This window comes from Bradyrhizobium yuanmingense (assembly GCF_900094575.1).
In the GTDB taxonomy this organism is placed as follows: domain Bacteria; phylum Pseudomonadota; class Alphaproteobacteria; order Rhizobiales; family Xanthobacteraceae; genus Bradyrhizobium; species Bradyrhizobium yuanmingense.
The window spans coordinates 23,399-43,855 of record NZ_FMAE01000007.1; the positions used below are offsets into that span (position 1 = coordinate 23,399).

General features: G+C 65.6%; 21 protein-coding genes. 13 read left to right on the forward strand and 8 right to left on the reverse strand.

Annotated features, from left to right (window positions below; all coding sequences use genetic code 11):
• Window positions 1-15: 15 nt before the first annotated feature.
• Entirely contained in the window at window positions 16-393 is a 378-nt protein-coding gene (locus tag GA0061099_RS24735) for a PRC-barrel domain-containing protein (RefSeq protein WP_074448090.1), read from the forward strand.
• 194 nt (window positions 394-587) lie between these two features.
• On the opposite strand, the gene GA0061099_RS24740 is transcribed toward GA0061099_RS24735, so the two are convergent.
• Both GA0061099_RS24740 and GA0061099_RS24745 read right to left on the reverse strand, forming a co-directional pair.
• On the reverse strand, window positions 588-803 hold the full coding sequence (locus GA0061099_RS24740) for a hypothetical protein (RefSeq protein ID WP_036011828.1): 216 nt from the start codon (window positions 801-803) through the stop codon (window positions 588-590).
• A 754-nt stretch (window positions 804-1,557) separates the two neighbouring features.
• Window positions 1,558-2,190, reverse strand: a complete 633-nt coding sequence (locus GA0061099_RS24745; protein ID WP_036026796.1) for a TetR/AcrR family transcriptional regulator — start codon at window positions 2,188-2,190, stop codon at window positions 1,558-1,560.
• Window positions 2,191-2,442: 252 nt separating this feature from the next.
• Between GA0061099_RS24745 and GA0061099_RS24750 the strand changes: the two genes are divergently transcribed.
• Genes GA0061099_RS24750 through GA0061099_RS24760 form a run of 3 tightly spaced genes read left to right on the forward strand, consistent with a single transcriptional unit; the run spans window position 2,443 to window position 6,240 of the window.
• Window positions 2,443-2,940, forward strand: a complete 498-nt coding sequence (locus GA0061099_RS24750) for a (2Fe-2S)-binding protein (protein ID WP_036026794.1) — start codon at window positions 2,443-2,445, stop codon at window positions 2,938-2,940.
• On the forward strand, window positions 2,937-3,992 hold the full coding sequence (locus GA0061099_RS24755) for an FAD binding domain-containing protein (RefSeq protein ID WP_036026792.1): 1,056 nt from the start codon (window positions 2,937-2,939) through the stop codon (window positions 3,990-3,992). The genes GA0061099_RS24750 and GA0061099_RS24755 overlap by 4 nt, the downstream gene beginning before the upstream one ends.
• On the forward strand, window positions 3,985-6,240 hold the full coding sequence (locus tag GA0061099_RS24760; RefSeq protein ID WP_074448091.1) for a xanthine dehydrogenase family protein molybdopterin-binding subunit: 2,256 nt from the start codon (window positions 3,985-3,987) through the stop codon (window positions 6,238-6,240). The genes GA0061099_RS24755 and GA0061099_RS24760 overlap by 8 nt, the downstream gene beginning before the upstream one ends.
• 178 nt (window positions 6,241-6,418) lie before the next feature.
• Here GA0061099_RS24760 and GA0061099_RS24765 read toward each other — a convergent pair whose 3' ends face one another.
• Complete coding sequence (locus GA0061099_RS24765) at window positions 6,419-6,967, reverse strand: cupin domain-containing protein (protein ID WP_018646206.1); 549 nt, start codon at window positions 6,965-6,967, stop codon at window positions 6,419-6,421.
• A gap of 148 nt (window positions 6,968-7,115) precedes the next feature.
• On the opposite strand from GA0061099_RS24765, the gene aptA reads away from it, so the two are divergent.
• Together aptA and GA0061099_RS24775 are read left to right on the forward strand one after the other, a co-directional pair.
• The gene (gene aptA, locus GA0061099_RS24770) at window positions 7,116-8,444 is read left to right on the forward strand and encodes an omega-aminotransferase AptA (RefSeq protein ID WP_036026788.1); all 1,329 of its coding nucleotides are present in this window, start codon (window positions 7,116-7,118) and stop codon (window positions 8,442-8,444) included.
• 66 nt (window positions 8,445-8,510) lie between these two features.
• Window positions 8,511-9,776, forward strand: coding sequence for a D-amino acid dehydrogenase (locus GA0061099_RS24775; RefSeq protein WP_074448092.1), 1,266 nt, complete (start codon window positions 8,511-8,513; stop codon window positions 9,774-9,776).
• 153 nt (window positions 9,777-9,929) lie between these two features.
• Here the strand turns inward: GA0061099_RS24775 and GA0061099_RS24780 are convergent, their stop codons facing one another.
• Window positions 9,930-10,586: a helix-turn-helix domain-containing protein gene (locus GA0061099_RS24780; protein ID WP_036026786.1), complete on the reverse strand. Its 657-nt coding sequence runs from the start codon at window positions 10,584-10,586 to the stop codon at window positions 9,930-9,932.
• Between GA0061099_RS24780 and GA0061099_RS41340 the strand changes: the two genes are divergently transcribed.
• Genes GA0061099_RS41340 through GA0061099_RS24800 form a run of 5 tightly spaced genes read left to right on the forward strand, consistent with a single transcriptional unit; the run spans window position 10,474 to window position 14,228 of the window.
• Window positions 10,474-10,716, forward strand: a complete 243-nt coding sequence (locus GA0061099_RS41340; protein ID WP_162130851.1) for a hypothetical protein — start codon at window positions 10,474-10,476, stop codon at window positions 10,714-10,716. The genes GA0061099_RS24780 and GA0061099_RS41340 overlap by 113 nt on opposite strands.
• A gap of 48 nt (window positions 10,717-10,764) precedes the next feature.
• The gene (locus GA0061099_RS24785) at window positions 10,765-11,523 is read left to right on the forward strand and encodes an ABC transporter substrate-binding protein (protein WP_036011803.1); all 759 of its coding nucleotides are present in this window, start codon (window positions 10,765-10,767) and stop codon (window positions 11,521-11,523) included.
• Window positions 11,524-11,551: 28 nt separating this feature from the next.
• A complete protein-coding gene (locus GA0061099_RS24790; protein WP_024341720.1) occupies window positions 11,552-12,205 on the forward strand; it encodes an amino acid ABC transporter permease in 654 nt (217 codons plus the stop codon).
• On the forward strand, window positions 12,202-12,933 hold the full coding sequence (locus GA0061099_RS24795; RefSeq protein ID WP_036011798.1) for an amino acid ABC transporter ATP-binding protein: 732 nt from the start codon (window positions 12,202-12,204) through the stop codon (window positions 12,931-12,933). The genes GA0061099_RS24790 and GA0061099_RS24795 overlap by 4 nt, the downstream gene beginning before the upstream one ends.
• Before the next feature lie 11 nt (window positions 12,934-12,944).
• A complete protein-coding gene (locus GA0061099_RS24800; RefSeq protein ID WP_074448093.1) occupies window positions 12,945-14,228 on the forward strand; it encodes an NAD(P)/FAD-dependent oxidoreductase in 1,284 nt (427 codons plus the stop codon).
• Window positions 14,229-14,280: 52 nt separating this feature from the next.
• Here the strand turns inward: GA0061099_RS24800 and GA0061099_RS41345 are convergent, their stop codons facing one another.
• The 4 genes from GA0061099_RS41345 to GA0061099_RS24810 all read right to left on the reverse strand — a co-directional run bounded on the left by GA0061099_RS41345 (window position 14,281) and on the right by GA0061099_RS24810 (window position 17,191).
• Entirely contained in the window at window positions 14,281-14,499 is a 219-nt protein-coding gene (locus tag GA0061099_RS41345; protein ID WP_081494583.1) for a hypothetical protein, read from the reverse strand.
• 148 nt (window positions 14,500-14,647) lie between these two features.
• A complete protein-coding gene (locus tag GA0061099_RS24805) occupies window positions 14,648-16,237 on the reverse strand; it encodes a gamma-glutamyltransferase family protein (protein WP_036026809.1) in 1,590 nt (529 codons plus the stop codon).
• Between the two features lie 534 nt (window positions 16,238-16,771).
• The gene (locus GA0061099_RS41350; protein ID WP_167361673.1) at window positions 16,772-16,948 is read right to left on the reverse strand and encodes a hypothetical protein; all 177 of its coding nucleotides are present in this window, start codon (window positions 16,946-16,948) and stop codon (window positions 16,772-16,774) included.
• A gap of 9 nt (window positions 16,949-16,957) precedes the next feature.
• On the reverse strand, window positions 16,958-17,191 hold the full coding sequence (locus GA0061099_RS24810) for a DUF6894 family protein (protein ID WP_036011788.1): 234 nt from the start codon (window positions 17,189-17,191) through the stop codon (window positions 16,958-16,960).
• 199 nt (window positions 17,192-17,390) lie between these two features.
• Here GA0061099_RS24810 and GA0061099_RS24815 point away from each other — a divergent pair, with 199 nt between their 5' ends.
• Together GA0061099_RS24815 and GA0061099_RS24820 are read left to right on the forward strand one after the other, a co-directional pair.
• Complete coding sequence (locus tag GA0061099_RS24815) at window positions 17,391-19,478, forward strand: PQQ-dependent sugar dehydrogenase (protein ID WP_036026808.1); 2,088 nt, start codon at window positions 17,391-17,393, stop codon at window positions 19,476-19,478.
• The gene (locus GA0061099_RS24820; protein ID WP_074448094.1) at window positions 19,435-20,370 is read left to right on the forward strand and encodes an SMP-30/gluconolactonase/LRE family protein; all 936 of its coding nucleotides are present in this window, start codon (window positions 19,435-19,437) and stop codon (window positions 20,368-20,370) included. The genes GA0061099_RS24815 and GA0061099_RS24820 overlap by 44 nt, the downstream gene beginning before the upstream one ends.
• The last annotated feature ends 87 nt before the right edge of the window (window positions 20,371-20,457 follow it).

A 20,457-nucleotide genomic window follows, 5' to 3' on the forward strand; every position in this document is an offset into this window, starting at 1 on the left:
CCAAGGAGCAAAGTCATGGCCCGTGCAACAGCACATCCGGATCATCACTGCATCTCAAGCGAGGACATTGAGGGAACCGAGGTTTATGGAGCAGATGGGACGAATATCGGCGAGATTGATCACCTCATCATCGACAAGGTGTCAGGCCGCGTGGCTTATGCGGTCATGAGCTTTGGTGGATTTGTGGGCTTGGGTCACAGCCACTACCCGATTCCCTGGGGCGCTCTGAAATATGACACGTCGCTTGACGGTTTCCGAACCAATATCACCGAGCAACAACTGAGGGATGCGCCTGAGTTCAGCGATGACTCCTGGGAAGATCGAGACTGGGAAACGCGAACTCACCGGTATTATGGAACGCCAACCTACTGGGAAGGGCGAGGTGGCCTATAACGCCAGCGGCGCGTCAGGACAGCTGAACTGACGGCGGCACAAACATCAGAGGTCGTGCAAGTCGCCGATCGGCCAGAAGCTGATTCCTGCGTCGCGTTGAAATGGCGCTACCCTGTTTAGTGCCGATGGCGAGATCATACTGCGCCATAGTTGGCGTTTTGATCGACGGGATGTTCGAAAGCACGGGCCGAGAGCTACGGTATCAGCTCTCTCAAAATGTGATCGCGGTGCGCGAGGTGCCGCGCCAGTGTCAGCCGAAATGTTTCGCCGATAGCGCGAGCCAAGCTCGTGTCGTGCCCCGAAAGCTCAAGGTCCGCAATTCGAACCTCCTGCTCGGAAAGGTGTCGGTCGGCCAGTGAAATGTGCTCTTCGGCTTCCGCCAGATGGCGAAGCGCCATGGCGCGATCCATTTGTCGCTCCCATGCATAGATGCAGGCGGGAGCACGATTGGTCTCTCAGCCACCGACGCCTACGGCACGGCCTTGGCCGGTGATGACAGGCAAGTTATCTCAGCAAACTCGGCGCAGCAATCCTTTGAAGTTGCTCTAATCAGAGCGGTTACGGATCTGCGACAGGTCGGTTCGCGCTCCAGCAAGTCCTGCTGCACGGCCATGGCTCGCCATTGCCGGGCGGCTTCGCGCAGGCTATGGGCCACCACGTTGTCGCGCGTTAGATCAGCAAGCTTTTCGCGTCCATCGGCTCGCTCTAGCATCTGGTCTGGCCAGCATTGTCTAATCCGGTTTTCCGATGAGGCCGATATGCCTGCCACGGCCCGGAAGTGCATTCAGGTGTGTTAATGAAGCCTTTACGTTCTTGGAAACGGCTCGCGGCTTGAACGCTGCGCCACCCTGGTCAACTTTGTTTCGTCCTCATTCGGAAACGGCTCTTGAGTCTTACGGCCTAGAAACGTATCCGGCTTTGGACAGCGTTGAAGCACCTCGGTCGCCTCCGCCACGACCTCGCGGGCACGTTGAAGCGCCAGACGATCCTGTCTGAGCGAATTGGTGAGCCGGGGCAAATTGAGAACTGGCGCCATGCCTGAACCTGCCATGTCGCAAGTCGAAGCGATGTATCAAATGATCCTTTGAATCGGATTAGGTGACAACAGTTCCATGTTTAGCGAAGTCCGCTCGGGGTCAGCGGCTCCCATCGGCAAGCTCCAGCCTAGCGCTTTCGCTTCGTCGCAGGCTTTGTCGTCATCGACGAGCGGGCCTTGCTGGGAGGCCGCACGCGCAAGCCGTCGACGAACACGTCGAGCAGACGCAGCGCCGTCGCCTGCCAACCGGGCTGGTCGTGCACGTAGCACATGCCGAAGAAGGCGCGCAGCAGATCCTCCGGGTTGATGTCGGCGCGCATCTCGCCGGCTGCGATGGCGCGGTCCAGCAGCGAGCCGATCGCCTTGGTCAGACGCTCGAAGGAGAAAGCATGCAGCTCCGACCCGCTCTGCACCGCGAGCGCGAGCGCTGCCATCATCCCCTTCTTGGTCGCAACAAACTCGACCCCTGATCGCAGCCAGCGCCGCAGCGCCTCGACCGGATCCTTGGCATTCTTCAATTGCTCGGCCAGCTCGCTGAGCTGCTCGACCTCGCGGCGGTACACCGCCTCGAACAAGGCCTCGCGCGTCGGGAAATGCCGATACAGCGTGCCGATGCCGACCCCGGCGCGCTTGGCCACCGCTTCCAGGCTCGCCTCCGAACCGCCCGCGCTGAACACCAGCTTTGCCGCTTCGAGCACGCGCTCGCGATTGCGCACGGCATCGGCGCGGGGTTTGCGGGTCTGGTCGGTGTGGTCGTCCATGGCGCGCAATGTAGATCACGAATTGGTTAGATTGAACCCTCGCCGGACCCGCGCAGGGCTGCATCGCGTTGGTGACGCACGCGCTTTTGACGAATTCCAGATTTTTCCGCGCCGCCCTTGTTAAGCGGAGGCTGCCTCCGTATCTTCCGATCAAGCGTCCGACGCATCGTGTTCGGACGGCGCTATTCGACAGCGGCCACGGCGGTGGCGCGCTGCGCGATGACTCATGTCCAAATCTGATCGGAGCCTTGTATGAACCACTCCATCAGCCTCACCGTGAACGGTGCGCGGCGCGATTTCGTCCTCGACGATCCGCGCGTCACGCTGCTCGATCTCCTGCGTGAGCGCCTTCATCTGACCGGAACCAAGAAGGGGTGCGACCGCGGCCAATGCGGCGCCTGCACCATCCTGGTCGACGGCAAGCGTATCAATTCCTGCCTCGCGCTCGCCATCAGCCATGACGGGGCCGACATCCTCACCATCGAAGGCCTCGCGCGCGGCGACCAGCTCCATCCCGTGCAGGCCGCCTTCATCGCACATGACGGCTTTCAATGCGGCTTCTGCACGCCGGGCCAGATCATGAGCGCGATCGGCATGATCAGAGAAGGCCAGGCCGGCAACGATCCCGAGCGCGTCCGCGAATGCATGAGCGGCAATCTGTGCCGCTGCGGCGCTTACGTCGGCATCGTCGATGCCGTGCTGGAAGCGCAAGGACAAATGGACGAAACCAATCAGAGGCGTTCCGCATGAAACCGTTCGATTATGTCAGGCCGGCCACGGTCACTGAAGCCGTTGCGGCGGCGGCCCAGCCCGGCGCGGTCTACCTCGCAGCCGGCACCAACCTGCTCGACCTGATGAAGGGTGGCATCAGCCGTCCGGACCGGCTGGTCGACGTCACGCGTCTCGATGGGCTCGATCAGATCGAGACTCTCGCGGACGGGTCTTTGCGCATCGGCGCGCTGGTGCGCAATGCCGACCTCGCGCATGATGCGGAGTTCGCGCGGTCCTATCCCGCAGTGGCCGAAGCGCTGCTCTCGGGAGCGTCGGCTCAATTGCGCAATGCCGCCACCGTCGGCGGCAATTTGTTGCAACGGACGCGTTGCGCGTATTTCTACGACACTGCCAGCCGCTGCAACAAGCAGGCGCCGGGCTCCGGCTGCGACGCGCGCGACGGCGACAACCGCAGCCATGCCGTGCTCGGCTGGAGCGAGAGCTGCATCGCCACACACCCCTCGGATTTCTGCGTGCCGCTGGTCGCGCTCGATGCCATCGTCGAGATCGAGGGCAGGGGCGGCCGGCGCGAGGTCGCGCTCGACGAGCTGCACCGCCTGCCCGGCGATGCGCCCGAGCGCGAGTCGGTGCTCGAGCCCGGCGATCTCATCGTCGCGGTGCGCCTGCCGCCTGCCGCACGCGGCTTTGCCGCGCATGCGCGTTACCTCAAGGTGCGCGAGCGCACCTCCTATGCCTTTGCCGTCGTCTCGGCCGCGGCTGCGCTGCGGATCGAGAACGGCAGAATCGCACAGGCGCGGCTCGCGCTCGGCGGCGTCGCCGCAAAGCCCTGGCGCGCCCGTGCAGCGGAAGACGTCCTCAAGGGCGTCGCGCCGACGGCGGACGCGTTCCAGGAGGCCGCCCGGCGTGCGCTCGAGAGCGCAAAACCGTCCGGCGACAACGCCTTCAAGATCGAGCTCGCGCGCCGCATCGTCGTGCGCGCGCTGACCTTGGCCGCTGCCGGCACGCCTGTGCGGATCCCCGCGCTGCCGGCCTCTCCCTTCGCCTCGACCTCCGGAGCCGTCCATGTCTGAGCTCAATTTGACCAGTGCGCCCGCACATCTCAGGCACGGCTCGAATATCGGCCAGCCGCTGACCCGCCGTGACGGCATCCTCAAGGTGACGGGGCAGGCAAGCTATGCCGCGGACAATCATCCGCCCGGCATGCTGTTTGCCGTGATGGCCGTCTCGAGCATTGCGCGGGGCCGTGTGGTCTCGCTCGATGTCGCTGCCGCAAAACGCCATCCCGGCGTCATCGATGTCATGACGCCCGATCACAAGCCAGAGCTCGCGATCGACCCCGACCTCAAGACCAATCCGTTCGTGTTCCGGATGGAGGTGTTGCAGAGCAACGATATCCGCTACGCCAATCAGGCGATTGCGGTCGTGATCGCCGAAACGCTGGAGGCCGCGACGGAAGGCGCGGCGCAGCTGGCGCCGCGTTACGAGGTGCAGCCTGCGCTCGTCGGCCTCGATGCCGGCGAGAGCTTCGTGCCGCCGGTCGTCGGCGTCGGCAATCCCACGGAAAGCCATCGCGGCGATGTCGAAGCGGGCCTCGCCGCGGCCGACAAGCAGATCGACGCGACCTACGAGACGCCGCCGCAATATCATAACGCGATGGAGCCGCATGCGATCGTGGCGCGCTGGGAGGGTGACAAGCTCTTCCTCGACACGCCGAGCCAGGCCATGGTGATGGCTCGAGCCCGCGTTGCCGAGCTGTTTGGCCTCGCGCCGGAGAAGATTCACATCCGCAGCCCGTTCCTCGGCGGCGGCTTCGGCTCGAAGGGCTTCCTGACCGGACCGCAGATCCTCGGCGTGATGGCCGCGAAGCTGGTCGGCAGGCCGGTCAAGCTGGTGCTGCGCCGCGAGCAGATGTATGGCCCGGTCGGCCACCGTGCGCCGACGCGCCAGCGCCTGCGCCTCGGCGCCGACGGCGAGGGACGCCTGACTGCGCTCGATCATCACGCGCGAACCGTGTCGAGCACCTTCGACGATTTCTACGAGCCCGCCGCCGATGCCTCGCACACGCTCTACGCGGCGCCCGCGATCCGCACCTCGCACGATGCCGTGCGCGTCAACACCGGCACGCCGTTGTTCATGCGCGCGCCGGGCGAGGCGACCGGCTCGATCGCGCTCGAGAGCGCGATCGACGAGATGGCCTGGGCCTGCGGCATGGATCCGCTCGCTTTCCGCCTGAAGAACTACGCCGAGGTCGAGCCGATGACGGGGCGGCCGTTCTCCTCCAAGGCGCTGCGCGCCTGCTACGAGCAGGGCGCCGCGCGCTTCGGCTGGGCCAAGCGTCCGCTGCAGCCGCGGCAGATGCGCGACGATGCCGGCCTTCTGGTCGGCTGGGGCATGGGTACGGCGACCTTCCCGGCGCTGATGTTCCAGGCCGAGGCGCGCGCGGCGATCCGCCGCGACGGCTCCGGCGTGATGGAGATCGGCGCGCATGACATGGGGCAGGGCGCCTGGACGGCGCTGGCGCAGATCGCGGCCGATTCCGTCGGTCTCGACATCGACCGCCTAGACTTCAGGTCCGGCACGTCCGACCTGCCCGATGCCGGCATCGCCGGCGGCTCGGCGCACACGGCAACCGCAGGCGCTGCGATCCACAGCGCCGGTGCCGCCGTGATCGGAAAGCTCGCCGATCTCGCCACCAGCGACGAGCGCTCGCCGCTGTTCGGCGCCGGCAATGCCGGCGTGATCGCGCGCGACGGCAGGCTGATCCGCCGCGACGATGAGAGCCGCAGCGAGAGCTATGCCGAGATTCTGGCGCGCGCGGGCGTTGCCGAAGTGGAGGCGCGCGGCACCGGCGCGCCGAACCCTGCGGCGATGGAGCAATATGCGATGCATGCCCATGGCGCGGTGTTCGCCGAGGTGAAGGTCGATCCCGAGCTCGGCCAGGTTCGCCTCACCCGCATGATCGGCGCCTTCGCCGCCGGGCGCATCGTCAATCCGCGCATGGTGCAGAGCCAGCTGTTCGGCGGCATGATCTGGGGCATGTCCTTCGCGCTGCACGAGGCGGCAATCACAGACCGGCGCAGCGGACGGATCATGAATGCCAATCTCGGCGAGTACCACATCCCCGTGAACGCCGACGTGCCGCCGCTCGACGTCATCACGGTCGAGGAGCACGATCCGCACGTGAATGCGCTCGGCATCAAGGGTGTCGGCGAGATCGGCATCACCGGCAGCGCCGGCGCGGTCGCCAACGCGGTCTGGCACGCCACCGGCGTGCGCGTCCGCGACTTTCCGATCCGGATCGAGGAACTGCTGACGTAGCTCTAGCTCTTCCGAAACAGGCGGCCCCGGAGTGCCTAGGAGTCCGGGGCCATAACCTCAGCACCTTTGCGCGAGGCTGCTCGGCTACGGCTCCCAACATATCAAGCTGCGGTTCGCGGAAATTGCGGTGGCTCAATATCCGCTAGATCCTCGGCTCCGTACGATTGCGGAGGGACCGTCAGAACGTCGGCGGCGTGCAGGCCGAGATCACCTCGCACGGTTTGCCGCCGACGCAGCGGAAGCGATGCGGGCGGCGGCTCTCGAAATAATAGGCATCGCCGGGATTGAGGATGCGGCGCTCGTCCTCGACGGTGACCTCGAGCTTGCCCGAAATCACGATGCCGCCTTCCTCGCCGTCATGGACGAGATGCACGCGCCCGGTGTCGCTGCCGGGCTCGTAGCGCTCCTTCAGGATCTGCAGGCTGCGGCCGAACAGATTGTCGCCGACCTGCCGGTATGAGATCGGCTTCTTGCCGACTTCGGTGAGCTCCTCGGCGCGGTAGAAGATCTTGCGCCTGGACTCCGGCTCCAGCGCGAAGAACTCGGCGAGCCCCATCGGGATGCCGTCGAGGATGCGCTTGAGCGCGCCGACCGAAGGGTTCATCTGGTTGGATTCGATCAGCGAGATCGTCGAATTGGTGACGCCGGCGCGCTTGGCCAGCTCGCGCTGCGACAGCTTGTGGCGCGCCCGGATGAATCGCAGCCGTCCACCGATGTCGACGCTCATGCCCTAGTCCCGTGTTGCAGGTGTTGCGGATCGCGCAAATATGGACCGGCAGCCCCAGTCAAATCAATGGCTTGCAGGTCACCAGAAAAGGACTTGTTGCGCCATCCAAGCCATGGCTCAGCTATGGGGTCAGCACAGGAGCGCGGCCGTGACCCTTCATCAGATTCCGAACACCATCAAGACCGATTCGTACTGGATGCCCTTTACGGCCAACCGGCAGTTCAAGAAGTCGCCGCGCCTGTTCTCCTCGGCCGAGGGCATGTACTACACCAGCGTCGATGGCCGCCAGGTGATCGACGGCTCCGCCGGGCTCTGGTGCGTCAATGCCGGCCACGGCCGCAAGCAGATCGCCGCCGCCGTCGAGCGCCAGCTGATGACGCTGGACTTCGCGCCGTCGTTCCAGATGGGCCATCCGCTGGCATTCGACTTCGCCGAGCGTCTCGCCGAGATCGCCCCAAAGGGCCTCGACCGCGTCTTCTTCACCAATTCCGGCTCCGAGTCGGTCGACACCGCGCTGAAGATCGCGCTGGCCTATCACCGCGCCAACGGCCAGGCCAGCCGCACCCGCCTGATCGGTCGCGAGCGCGGCTATCACGGCGTCGGCTTCGGCGGCACCTCGGTCGGCGGCATGGTCGCCAACCGCCGCGCCTTCACCACCCTGCTGCCAGGCGTCGACCACATCCGCCACACCCATGATCTCACCCGCAACGCCTTCGCCAAGGACCTGCCCGAGCACGGCGCCGAGCTCGCCGACGATCTCGAGCGTCTGGTCGCCCTGCACGGCGCGGAAACGATCGCCGCCGTCATCGTCGAGCCGGTGCCGGGCTCGACCGCGGTGTTGCCGCCGCCGAAGGGATATCTGCAGCGCCTGCGCGAGATCTGCGACAAGCACGGCATCCTCCTGATCTTCGACGAGGTCATCACCGGCTTTGGCCGCCTCGGCACGCCGTTCGCCGCCAACTTCTTTGGCGTCACGCCGGACCTGATGACCACGGCCAAGGGCATCACCAACGGCACCGTGCCCTGCGGCGCCGTGTTCGCCAGCCGCAAGGTGCACGACGGCATGATGACCGGCCCGGAGAACCAGATCGAGCTGTTCCACGGCTACACCTATTCGGCGCATCCGGTCGCCTGCGCCGCGGGCATCGCGACGCTCGACATCTACAAGGACGAAGGCCTGCTCACGCGCGGCGCCTCGCTCGCCGAATACTGGCGCGATGCGCTGCATTCGCTCAAAGGCCTGCCGAACGTCGTCGACATCCGCAATTGCGGCCTGATGGGCGCGGTCGAGCTTGCGCCGCGTGGCGGCGCGGTCGGCGCGCGCGGCTACGACATGCTGGTCGAATGCTTCAACAACGGCCTCTATCTTCGCACCGGTGGCGATTCCGTCGCGATGTCGCCCCCGCTCATCGTCGAGAAGAGCCACATCGACCAGATGATCTCGATCCTCGGCGACGCCATCAAGAAGGTGGCCTGATAATTGCTCTCGCCGCTAGCGAGTTGTGTCCTTGCAGCGGCGAGCGCCGCGGGAGTTTGACGAAGCGTGAAAGTTCTGATCCTCGGCAGCGGTGTCATCGGTGTCACCTCTGCCTACTACCTCGCGCGTGCCGGCCATGAGGTGACGGTCGTCGACCGCCAGCCGGAGCCGGCACTGGAGACCTCCTTCGCCAATGCCGGCGAGGTGTCGCCCGGCTATTCCTCGCCCTGGGCCGGCCCCGGCGTGCCGGTGAAGGCGATCAAGTGGCTGTTGATGAAGCACGGCCCGCTGGTGATCCGGCCGAAGCTCGATCCTGTCATGTGGGTCTGGCTGCTCAAGATGCTGCGCAACTGCACCAGCGCGCGCTACGCGGTCAACAAGAGCCGGATGATTCCGATCGCCGAATACAGCCGCGATGCCTTGCGTGATCTGCGCCGCGACATCGGCATCCAGTATGACGAGCGCTCGCAGGGCACGCTGCAGCTGTTTCGCTACCAGGCCCAGCTCGACGGCACGGCCGAAGACATCGCCGTGCTCAAGCAATATGGCGTTCCCTTCGAAGTGCTGAACCGCGAGGGCTGCATTGCGGTCGAGCCGGCACTTGCCGGCGTGAAGGAGAAGTTCGTCGGCGGGCGCCGTCTGCCGCAGGACGAGACCGGTGACTGCCACATGTTCACGCAGGCGCTGGCGAGGCACGCCCAGGCGCTCGGCGTGCGCTTCCTGTTCAACACCTCGATCGACCGTATCGTCACCGATGGCGCGCGCGTCAGCGGTGTCGCCACCAGCGCCGGCCTGCTGCAGGCGGACGCTTACGTGCTCGCGCTCGGCAGCTGGTCGTCGCGGCTCCTGGCGCCGCTCGGTATTTCGCTGCCGGTCTATCCGGTGAAGGGCTATTCGATCACGGTGCCGATCAAGGACGCCTCCGGCGCGCCGGAATCCACCGTGATGGACGAGAGCTACAAGGTCGCGATCACCCGCCTCGGCAATCGCATCCGCGTCGGCGGCACCGCCGAAATCTCCGGCTATTCGGACAAGCTCTACGACGCACGCCGCGCCACGCTCGATCATTCGCTGACCGACCTGTTCCCGCGCGGCGGCGACCTGTCCAAGGCGACGTTCTGGAGCGGCCTGCGCCCGATGACGCCGGACGGCCCGCCCGTGATCGGCCGGACCCACTACGCCAACCTCCACCTCAACACCGGCCACGGCACGCTCGGCTGGACCATGTCGTGCGGCTCGGGCCGCGTGCTCGCCGACATGCTGTCGGGGAAGAAGCCGGACATCGACGTCAGTGCGCTATCGGTGGAGCGGTACAAGCACCGGTTTGGGTGAGTTCTTCCTCTCCCCGCGTGCGGGGAGAGGCCGGAATTTGCGCAGCAAATTCCGGGTGAGGGGGAGCCTCAGCGAGTCCCGTTGTGACCGTTTGTGTGGACAGAGCCCCTCACCCCGACCCTCTCCCCGTAAGAACGGGGAGAGGGAGAGCAGTCAGCCCGCCCCCGTGACGCAATTCACCCACAGCACCACGGCCTTCGCATCCTGCGCCGGATTGGAAAACCGGTGCGGCCTGCGGCTCGCGAAGCGAAAACTGTCGCCCGTCTTCAGCGACCACGTCTTACTGTCCACCGTCAGCATCATCTCGCCTTCGAGCACGAGCCCGGCCTCTTCGCCGTCGTGGGTGTAGAGCTCATCGCCGGTGGAGCCGCCCGCCTCCAGATGCACCAGAAACAGATTGAGCTTGTTGTCGCTGCTCGCGGGGCTCAGCAATTGCTTCGACACGCCGGTGCGCCACAGTTTCAATTCCGGCCGCTGCAGCCCGCGCGTTACCACCTGATCCGATGCGCCGTCGGCGCTCGGGCTCGCGCCGAACAGCGCGGCGATGCCGACGCCGAGCACGTCGGCGAGCGTCGCCAGCACCCGCAGCGACGGCGACGACAGCCCGCGCTCGATCTGGCTGAGGAAGCCGATCGACAGCTCCGTGCGCGCGGCGACCGTCTCCAGCGAGAACTGCCTGACTCGCCTGAGATCCCGGATGCGGCGGCCGACCGCGACGTCCATCGCCGGCTCGGCCGGCTTGGCAGCGGCTTTGGCTTTCACCTTGGCCGGCCTGTTCCTGGCCGGCTTTGCGGCGGCCGGTTTGCGCATTCTTTTGCCACCGCTCACGTCAAACCGCTTTCTTCATGTGCATGAAAACCGCTTGCATCACCCGCGAAAGTGTGACCAAATTTTCATATTGGTGAAAATAGGCCGAAACGGGCCGGCCCGCAACGTTTGATCGCGACATGAGCGCGCCGCCGCCGGCCAGGCCCAAAAGGGGGATGCGATGAAGCGTTTTGTTCAGGCCGCAGTTGCGGCGCTCGCCATTGCCACAGCGGTGCCGGCAGCGGCGCAACAGGCTCTGAAGGTCGGCTCGACTCCGACGGGCATTCCCTTCACCTTCCTCGACACCAAGACCAACACCATCCAGGGCATCATGGTCGATCTCATCACCGAGGTCGGCAAGGATGCCGGCTTCAACGTGCAGATCGAGCCGATGGCGTTCTCGGCGCTGATCCCCTCGCTGACTTCGAGCAAGATCGACATCATTGCGGCAGCGATGTTCATCACGCCGCCGCGCAAGGAGGTCATCGACTTCTCCGACCCGATCTACAGCTACGGCGAGGGCCTCGTGGTGCCGAAGACCGACACCAAGGCTTACGCCACGCAGGAGGACCTGAAGGGCGAGACTGTCGGCGCCCAGGTCGGCACCGCCTTCGTCGACGCGCTGAAGAAGACCGGCCTGTTCTCCGACGTGAAGGCCTACGACACCATCCCGGACATCCTGCGCGACGTGAACACCGGCCGACTCAAGGCCGGCTACGCCGACTATCCGATCCTCGCCTACAATCTGAAGCAGGGCGGCTTCCCCGAGGTGCGCCTGGTCGACGGCTACAAGCCGGTCACGGTCGGCTCGGTCGGCATCGGCGTGCGCAAGGGCGAGAGCGCACTGCTCGGCAAGATCAACGCTTCGCTGGCGAAGCTGAAAGCCAACGGCACCATCGACAAGATCCTCGATAAATGGGGCCTGAAAGCACAAGGTTGATCGATAGAAGCTGATCGAAGGCTGCCCGATGAAAGGCTTCTGGCGCGACGCCGTCGAGTTCTTCCCGATCCTGCTGAACGGCGTCGCGCTGACGATCATCGTCACGATCGGCTCGCTGTTGCTGTCGACGGTGCTCGGCCTGGTCTGGGCGATGATGCGGGTCTCCGGCATCAAAGCGCTGTCGATGCTCAGCGCCAGCCTGATCAACGTGATCCGCGGCATCCCGATCATCGTGCTGTTGTTCTACCTCTATTTCGTGATGCCCGATCTCGGCGTTACGCTCAGCGCGTTGCAGGCCGCGATCCTCGGGCTCGGCATCGCCTATTCGGCCTACCAGGCCGAAAACTTCCGCGCCGGCATCGAGGCGATCGACAAGGGGCAGATCGAGGCGGCGCAGTCGATCGGCATGGGCTGGTGGCTCACCATGCGCCGCGTGGTGCTGCCGCAGGCCGTGCGCATCGTGCTGCCGCCCTACGGCAACGTCATGATCATGATGCTGAAGGATTCCTCGCAAGCCTCGACCATCACGGTCGCCGAGCTCGCGCTGCAGGGCAAGCTGATCGCGTCCTCGACGTTCAAGAACACCAGCGTGTTCACGCTGGTCGCCCTGATGTACCTCACCATGAGCATTCCGCTGATCCTCTTGGTCCGTCACTTCGAGAAGCGGGCCGGCAAGCGATGATCGAGCTGAGCGACGTCCACAAGAGCTTTGGCAAGGTCGAGGTGCTCAAGGGCATCACGGCGAGCGTCGAGAAGGGTGAGGTGGTCTGCATCATCGGCCCCTCCGGCTCCGGCAAGTCGACCATCCTGCGCTGTATCAACGGCCTCGAAAGCTACGACCGCGGCGAGATCAGCGTCGAGGGCTTGAGGGTCGATCGCGACGCGCCCTCGATCGTGAACATCCGCACCCAGGTCTCGATGGTGTTCCAGCGCTTCAACCTGTTCCCGCATCGGACAGCGCTGGAGAACGTGATCGAGGGGCCGCTCTTCGTGAAGAAGGAGCCGCGCGCCCAGGTGCTCGAGCGCGGCCGCGCGCTGCTCGCTCAGGTCGGGCTTGCGGAAAAGGCCGATGCGCATCCGCCGCAGCTCTCCGGCGGGCAGCAGCAGCGCGTCGCCATCGCGCGGGCGCTCGCCATGCAGCCCAAGGCGATCCTGTTCGACGAGCCGACCTCGGCGCTCGACCCCGAGCTGGTCGGCGACGTCCTCGGCGTCATGCGCAAGCTCGCCGACGACGGCATGACCATGGTCGTCGTCACCCACGAGATGGGCTTTGCGCGCGACGTCGCCGATCGTGTTCTGTTCATCGATGGCGGCGTCATCGTCGAGCAGGGCCCGGCGAAATCGGTGCTCAATCAACCGCAGCACGCGCGGACGCAGGACTTCCTGCGCCGCGTGCTGCATCCGCTCTGACCGGTTTCGACATGACGCGCCTGCCTCTGCCGCCCTCGCTCTATGCCGATACCGCCGTGGCGCCGGTTGCCACGCCGCTGCTCGATGTCGACAAGAGCGTCTCGGTCGCGATCGTTGGCGGCGGCTACACCGGCCTTTCCACCGCGCTGCATCTGGCCGAACAGGGCGTCGAGGCGCTGGTGCTGGAGGCGCAGGAGCCGGGCTGGGGCGCGTCGGGTAACAATGGCGGCCACACCAATCCCCGCCTGAAGCACGACCCTGACAAGATCGAGGCCGATTTCGGCACCGAGCTCGGCCGCCGCATGATCGCGTTCGCCTACGGCACGACCAACTTCACACACGATCTGATCCGCCGCTACCAGATCCCGTGCGAAGCGCGGCAGAACGGCACGTTGCGCGCGGCTTACAATGAGAGCAGCGCCGCTGCGATCGAGAAGACCGCGCAGCAATGCATCCGCCGCGGCATGCCGGTGACTTATCTGAACCGCGAGCAGCTCCGCGACATGACCGGCACCGATCGTTACATCGGCGCGATGTTGGATGCGCGCGGCGGCGATCTGCATCCTCTCAGCTACGCCCGTGGTCTTGCCCGCGCCGCGATGTCGGCGGGCGCGAAGGTTCATGGCGAGACGCCGGCATTGTCGCTGCGCCGCGACGGCACGCGCTGGCGCATCGAGACGCCGCGCGCAGTGGTTCATGCGGATAAAGTCCTGCTCGCCACCAACGGCTTCACCGACGATCTCTGGCCGGCGCTCCGCCGCACCATCGTGCCGGTGTTTTCCTCGATCGCCGCCACCGCGCCGCTTTCCGACGCAGTCGCCCGTTCGATCATGCCGACGCGTCCGGTGCTCTACGAGAGCGGCCATATCACGGTCTACTATCGCATCGATCAGCAGAACCGTCTGTTGATGGGCGGGCGCGGCCCGATGCGCTGGATCGGGTCGCCGCATGACGTCGCCTATCTCATGCGTTATGCGGAGCGACTCTGGCCGCAGCTCAAGGGCGTTGCCTGGACCCACGGCTGGAACAGCCGGCTCGCCATCACTGCGGACCATTATCCGCATGTGCACGAGCCCGCGGAGAACATCCTGATCTCGCTCGGCTGCAACGGCCGCGGCGTTGCGCTTGCGACCGCCATGGGTGCGCAACTCGCCCGCCGCCTCATCGGCGGCGCCAAGGCCGAGATCGACATGCCCATCACGGGCATCAAGCCGATCCCGATGCACGCGTTCTGGCCGGTGGGCGTGACGACTGCGGTGATGGCGGGCCGTGTGCGCGATCGACTCGGCATATGAAAAAGGCTCCGCTCGGTGAGGAGCGACGCCTTGCTCGAATCTTAGATCGGCTTTAGCAGCGACCCTGCTTCCAAAGTCCGGGCGGGCACGCGTGACCGCGCCAGCCGACCTTGCGACCGTGGTACCAGCCGAACGACTTGCCATGGTGATGATGGCCCATCTTGTGGCCATGACCATGTCCATGTCCGTGCCCACCCTTCGCCAGTGCGGGGCTCGTAAATGTGAAGCCGGCCGCAATGATCAGCGAGGCGGCGAGCGCAAGTTTCTTCATGATGTCCTCCGGTGGGGGCGAGCGCATTTGTCCGTTCAGTGAACGAACGGTGGGAGAGTAAGTTCCCTGCGAATGTGGAGGAGTCGTGACGCTCGCCTGGATACGTAATTGCGCTGGCGCTCAACGCGCGCTGGCATGTCGAGCGAAGTCAAGCCTCCGCCACCGCATCGGCCCAGGGTTGGAAAATCTCGACCGCGCCGGAATTGAGCTCGCCCTCGCGCATCACGACGCTCGGACAGGCGAATTTCTGCGGCAGCGCCTGCACCCGGCTCTCTTCATAGTCGAAGCGCGCGGCCAGGGCATTGCGCACCTCCGCCGGCAGCCGCGCATCGCCGATCACCACCGCGCCTTCGCTGGCGTCGATGCGCGGCTGGTGAATGGCGGCGTCGAGGTCCATGCCGTAATCCATCGCGAAGGATACGAGCTGCATCACCGACGGCAGGATGCGGCGTCCGCCGGAGGCGCCGATTGCGAGGCGCTTGCCATCCTTCGTCTCGGCGATGACGGGCGTGTAATTGCAGAGGCAGCGCTTGCCCGGTGCGAGCGAGTTCGTGGTACCAGGCGTCGGATCGAACCACATGATGCCGTTGTTCATGGTGATGCCGGTGTGCGGTGTCACGTATCGCGAACCGAACGACGAGAGCAGCGTCTGCGTCACCGCCGCGATGTTGCCGTGACGATCGACCACCGAGAAATGCGTGGTGCAGGCCGGCGCGAGATATTCGGCGCCGAGCGAGCGCTTGCCGTCGGCATCGCCCATATCCTTGAGACGCTCACGGAAGGCGCCCTGCAGGGCGAGCGCATATTCGACATAGGCGGCGGCATCCGGCGCGTCTGCCGGCGTCAAGCTCTGCTGCAACAGCCGTAGCGCATGCGCCATCGTCGGCCCTGCGGTGAGCTCAGGGGTCGCGAACACCTCGCCTTCGCGATAGGGAATCGCCAGCGGCTCGCGCAGATGGGCGCGGAAGGCTGCGAGATCCTCCACCGACAGCGAGCCGCCGTCGGCCTTGATGTCGGAAGCAATGCTCCTGGCGAGATCGCCCTGATAGAAATCACGCGCGCCCGCGTCCGCAAGATGTGACAGCGTCGCCTTCAGGGCATCCTGCGGCAGCCGCGTCTCAGCCTTGATGCCCCACGGCGCGGTCGGCGGCAGGCCGTCCTTCAGATACGCGGCCGCGCTCGCGTGGTAGCGTCTGAGATCGGCGGCCGAGCCCGCGATCGTCACCGTCGTCCACCAATCGACCAGCAGGCCTTCGCCGGCGAGCCGAGCTGCCGGCGTGACCAGATCCTTCCACGGCAATTTGGCGTAGCGGCGGTGCGCCTCTTCCATTCCGGCGACGACGCCGGGGACGGCAATCGCGCCGGGACCATGGATGTTGCGATCGTCCTTCACCCGCGGCCAAGGAAACAGGTCGGAGACGGCGCCGTCGCCGCTGAGCGGATAGTCGGCAGTGCGCAGGCTCTGCGGCGCGCACATGCCGTAGTCGATCACCTCACAGCGATTTTCCTTGGCGCGGTAGAGCACCATCGCGCCGCCGCCGCCGATGCCGCTGTTCCAGGGTTCCAGGACGTTGAGGGCAAACGTGGTCGCCACGATCGCGTCGACGCAATCGCCGCCGGCGGCCAGCACCTGCGCCCCGACTTCGGCCGCCCGCCGCGATTGCGAGGCGACGATGCCGCCCTTGGAGGTGACGGCGGGCTTGCGGACGGTCTGGTTGAGGCTGAACTGGTGAGGCATGGTGTCGTCTTGATGCTCGTCGATGGCTTCGCTGCGTTGAATGCGAGGCTCCGCAATTGGCGAAGCGCGCGGACAATGGCACATTGCCGCCAATGAGAACATCCAAAGGCAGGCGCGGCATGGCTGGTGTGATACAGGCGCGGGATGAGAGCTTTCGCTGCGGCCATCCTTCGAGACGCCCGCTTGAGGCGGGCTCCTCAGGATGAGGGCGGAGTGCGCGGCAGCAGTTTCAACGGACACTGATGCCAAGGAGCCTCATCCTGGGGAGGCGCGTCAGCGCCGTCTCGAAGGACGAGGCGTGCACGCAGGCGCCCTCGCGAGTCACATGCGATACTCTTGGCAGTGAGGTGCGGGGCTGCTCCCAAGCCCGTCATGCCCGGGCTTGTCCCGCCTGCGCGGCCGAAGCCGCTTCGGCGAGGCGAAGGGCCCGAGCATCCACGTCTTCGTATCCGCGCCGCCAAAACGTGGATGGCCGGGACAAGCCCGGCCATGACGGAAGATACAAATGTCCGAAAAAGCGCGGTAAGCGCCGCCTCAGTGCGAGCGATCCAGCCGGCTGGCCTGGTACTTGGCGCGCCATTTCGGGCCGGGTCCGCGCATGTAGTGCAGCTCGGGGCGGTAGGGATTGGCTGCGACGCGGACCAGCGTCTGCCATCTGGTGGCGACGAAGCTGAGGGGCTGGCGCAGCAGGTTCAATGAAGCGAGCAACATGGCATCACCTCAATGTGGCTTGCCGAGCATGGCGGTGAAGGGGAGGTCGAACAGATCCTCGCCGTCGGAGCCGCTGACGTGGATCACCCAGTCGCGCCAGTCTTCGGCGCCGGGGGTCTGGATCATCGAGTTCATGATCTGAGCGGCGCGGTCGCGCGCCTCGGTCAGATTGGCGACTGCGGCGCCGTAGCGGTCGATCAGCGTGCCCTCGGTGTTGGAGCAGTGAAAATAGACCTGGACCATAGGCGCCTCCTGTAGAAAGCGATCGGGACGGCAAACCGATACCACCCCAAGCATTCGCGAAACATTCGGGTCGAGCCCGGTAAGGAAATCTACGGATATTGGTCGGGCCCAAGGTCTTTACAGGTTTAATCACAGGCGGGTGATGACTGGACGGCGCCGCGGCGGCATGGAACAACGTCCGCGGGAGGGCGGGGGCACCGTGAACCAGTTCACATTCGCGCGCGAACGGCCAAATCTGCGCTTGCTTGCAGCGGTCGTTCTTGCAGCGGTTTGGACCGCCGCGCTGCTCGGCTTAGGCCCGGCTTGGTCCGAGCCGGTCAGGAGGAGCGGCTATGTGATCGGCACGGGAGCCTGCGGCAGCGGCGATCTCGCCTTTCCCAGGATCCAGATCGACATGAAGGCGGGATTTTGCGCCGGCCTCGTCGCCAGCGAAGATGACCGCCTCAAATTTCCGCGCTCGATCGTCCAGGTGCCCGGCCGCGACCTTTTGGTGGTCGCCGATATGGGCGGCTGGGGCCACACCGACGGGCGGCTGCTGCTGCTCGATCCGCGTGCCCCGCAGGGGCAACGCTTCAAGGAGCTGCTGACGGGGATAGAATATCCGTTCGCTCTCGTCATCGGCCCGGACAAAAAGCTTTATGCCTCGACCGCGGAGACGATCTTCCGGTTCGACCCGCTCGCGGATAATCCACGCAGTACGGTCGAGACCATCATCCGCCACCTGCCCGGCCGCCGGATCGCGCTGCCGGATGGCGCGAGGACCGATGAGAGCGCGCACCCGTTCAAGCAGTTCGTGTTCGACCGGAACGGCCGGCTGTTCGTCAATGTCGGCTCGCACAGCGACGATTGCATCACGCCTGCGCCGATCACAAAACCCTGTGCGGCGGCCGAGGGCGTGTCCGCGCTGGCCTCGATCTGGCTGTTCACGCCGCCCTCAAGCGGCGTCTTCCCGGCATTGAAACCCGGCGATCCCGACCCGCCGCACATTGTCTATGCGCGCGGCCTGCGCAACTCGATGGCGCTGGTGCTGCACCCGAAGTTTCCGGACGCTGGCTACGCCTTCCTGCAAGGCGAGAACGCCCGCGACCTGCCCGACATCTTCAAGCCGAACGAGGAGATCAATGCGATCGAGCAGGGCAGGCACTACGGCTGGCCCTATTGCTACGATTTGTCGACGCCGAGCCCCGAATTCCGGCTCGTGCTGCAATCGGGCGCATACAAGTCGTTCTGCTCGGCCAATGTGCTTTACAAGGCGCCGCTCTCGCTGCTGCCGCCGCACGGCGCGCCGCTCGCGATGCTCTACTACCACGGCGCCAAATTCCCGGAGCTGGAAGGCAAGCTGCTGGTCGGCTTGCACGGCTATCGGCCGACCGGGAGCCGGCTGCTGGTCTATGACGTCGACGATCACGGCTTTCCAAAGCCCAGCGCGGCACCGGTGCGCTATCACGTCAGTTGCGCGGCCGAGCCGACCCGCAGTTTCCGGACCGATGCTGGCGAGGTCGCCGCCGCGCCGTTCGAAGAGCTGATCGCCGGCTGGCACCGCGTCAACGGTGCGCGGCCGCAAGGTGCGCCGGTCGGCATGACGGTGACGGAGGACGGCGCGATCTGGCTGGTCGAGGACAAGAACAAGACCGTGATCCGGATCGATCGCGCGGCCGGCGAGCGACCTCAGCCGCTCCCCTGCGATACGCGCAGCCAGGCGATGATCGACCAGCTCGCAGCCTTCGTCGCCAGAGACGCGCAGAACAGCGTTCGCCTCACCACCTTGCGCAAGGGCCTCGTCGAGAAACATTGCGTCGGCTGCCATTCGGATTTCGGCCTGAACGCGGGGCAATCGGATGCGGAGAAGGACAGGGCAGTCCTGCACTTCATGCTGGCGCAGGACGGCTGGATCTATCCTGGCGATCCCGACGCCGGCAGGCTGCGCACACGCCTGCGCGGCCTTGGCGCCGAGAAGCTGATGCCGCCGGGCGGCGAGAGCCTGCCGAAGCTAGAACCCGGTTACACGCGCCTGCTCGGTATCGCGGACCTGCTCGTCGCCAAAATGGTTCCGGGCACGCGGATGCGGATCAAGCCGGGCCCGCCGCAGCGGAAGTTTTTAAGCAAGACCAACAAGGAATGCGGCGAAATACCGGCCGGAAAGGTCGTCGTGGTGACACAAAGGAACGCTGTAGACAGATCCGGCTTCAGCCGATTCTTCCGGCCAGCCGATCCCTATCTGAACGGCGAGTGCACCGACGGCGATGGCTACTACATCCGGCAGGAACTTCTGGTGCCTGTGCAGTAGCATCCTGCTCACGACGCTGCCGGCCGCTGCCGAAACAAAACTGTTCGAAAGCGCACAGGTGACGCCCGCCAGCGAATACACCTTCGGCATCGAAGGGCCGGCCGCCGATCTCGACGGCAATCTGTTCGTCGTCAATCTCGGCAAGCCCGGCACCATCGGCAAATTGCCCGCTGGTGGCGCCGCCTCGGAGCTGTTCACGACGCTCCCCGAAGGCAGCGTCGGCAACGCGATCCGTTTCGATCGCAGCGGCACCATGTTCATCGCCGACTACAAGAAGCACAACATCTTCGCCATCCCCAAGGGTGCGACCAAGCCCGCGGTGTGGTTTCACTCCAGCGAGATGAGCCAGCCCAACGACATCACGATCGCGCCGGACGGCACGATCTATGCGAGCGATCCGAACTGGAAGGGGCGCGAAGGCCACATCTGGCGCATCGCCAGGGGAGCGGACGGTACGGTGCGGGGGCAGGTGATGTCGACGCCGCGCGCCATGGGCACAACCAACGGCATCGACCTCAGCCCTGACGGCAAGACGCTCTATGTCGGCGAATCCAGCAGCGGCCAGATCTGGTCCTATGCGATCAGCGGCAACGAGCTGACGGCTGCAAAACTCGTCAAGGCGTTTCAGCCCGACACCATCGACGGCCTGCGCACCGACGTTGCCGGCCGCCTCTACGTCGCGCGCATTCTCAAGGGCACGATCGCGCTGATGAAGCCGACCGGCGCTGTCGAGCGCGAGATCCCGCTGAAGGCCAAGGAGCCGACCAACATTGCCTTCGGCGGCAGCGACGGCAAGACCGTCTTCGTCACCCAGCGCCAGGGTGGCTTCATCGAGTCCTTCCGCACCGACCAGCAGGGCCGCGAGCACTGCCTCCAGCGTGGGGGTTGCTGAGCTTCGCAAGCGCTCTGCTTTCCGCGCAGGGCAGCGCGACGATGGACGGCATTCTTCTTGCTTGCATCCGGCGGCCGTGGCGATCAA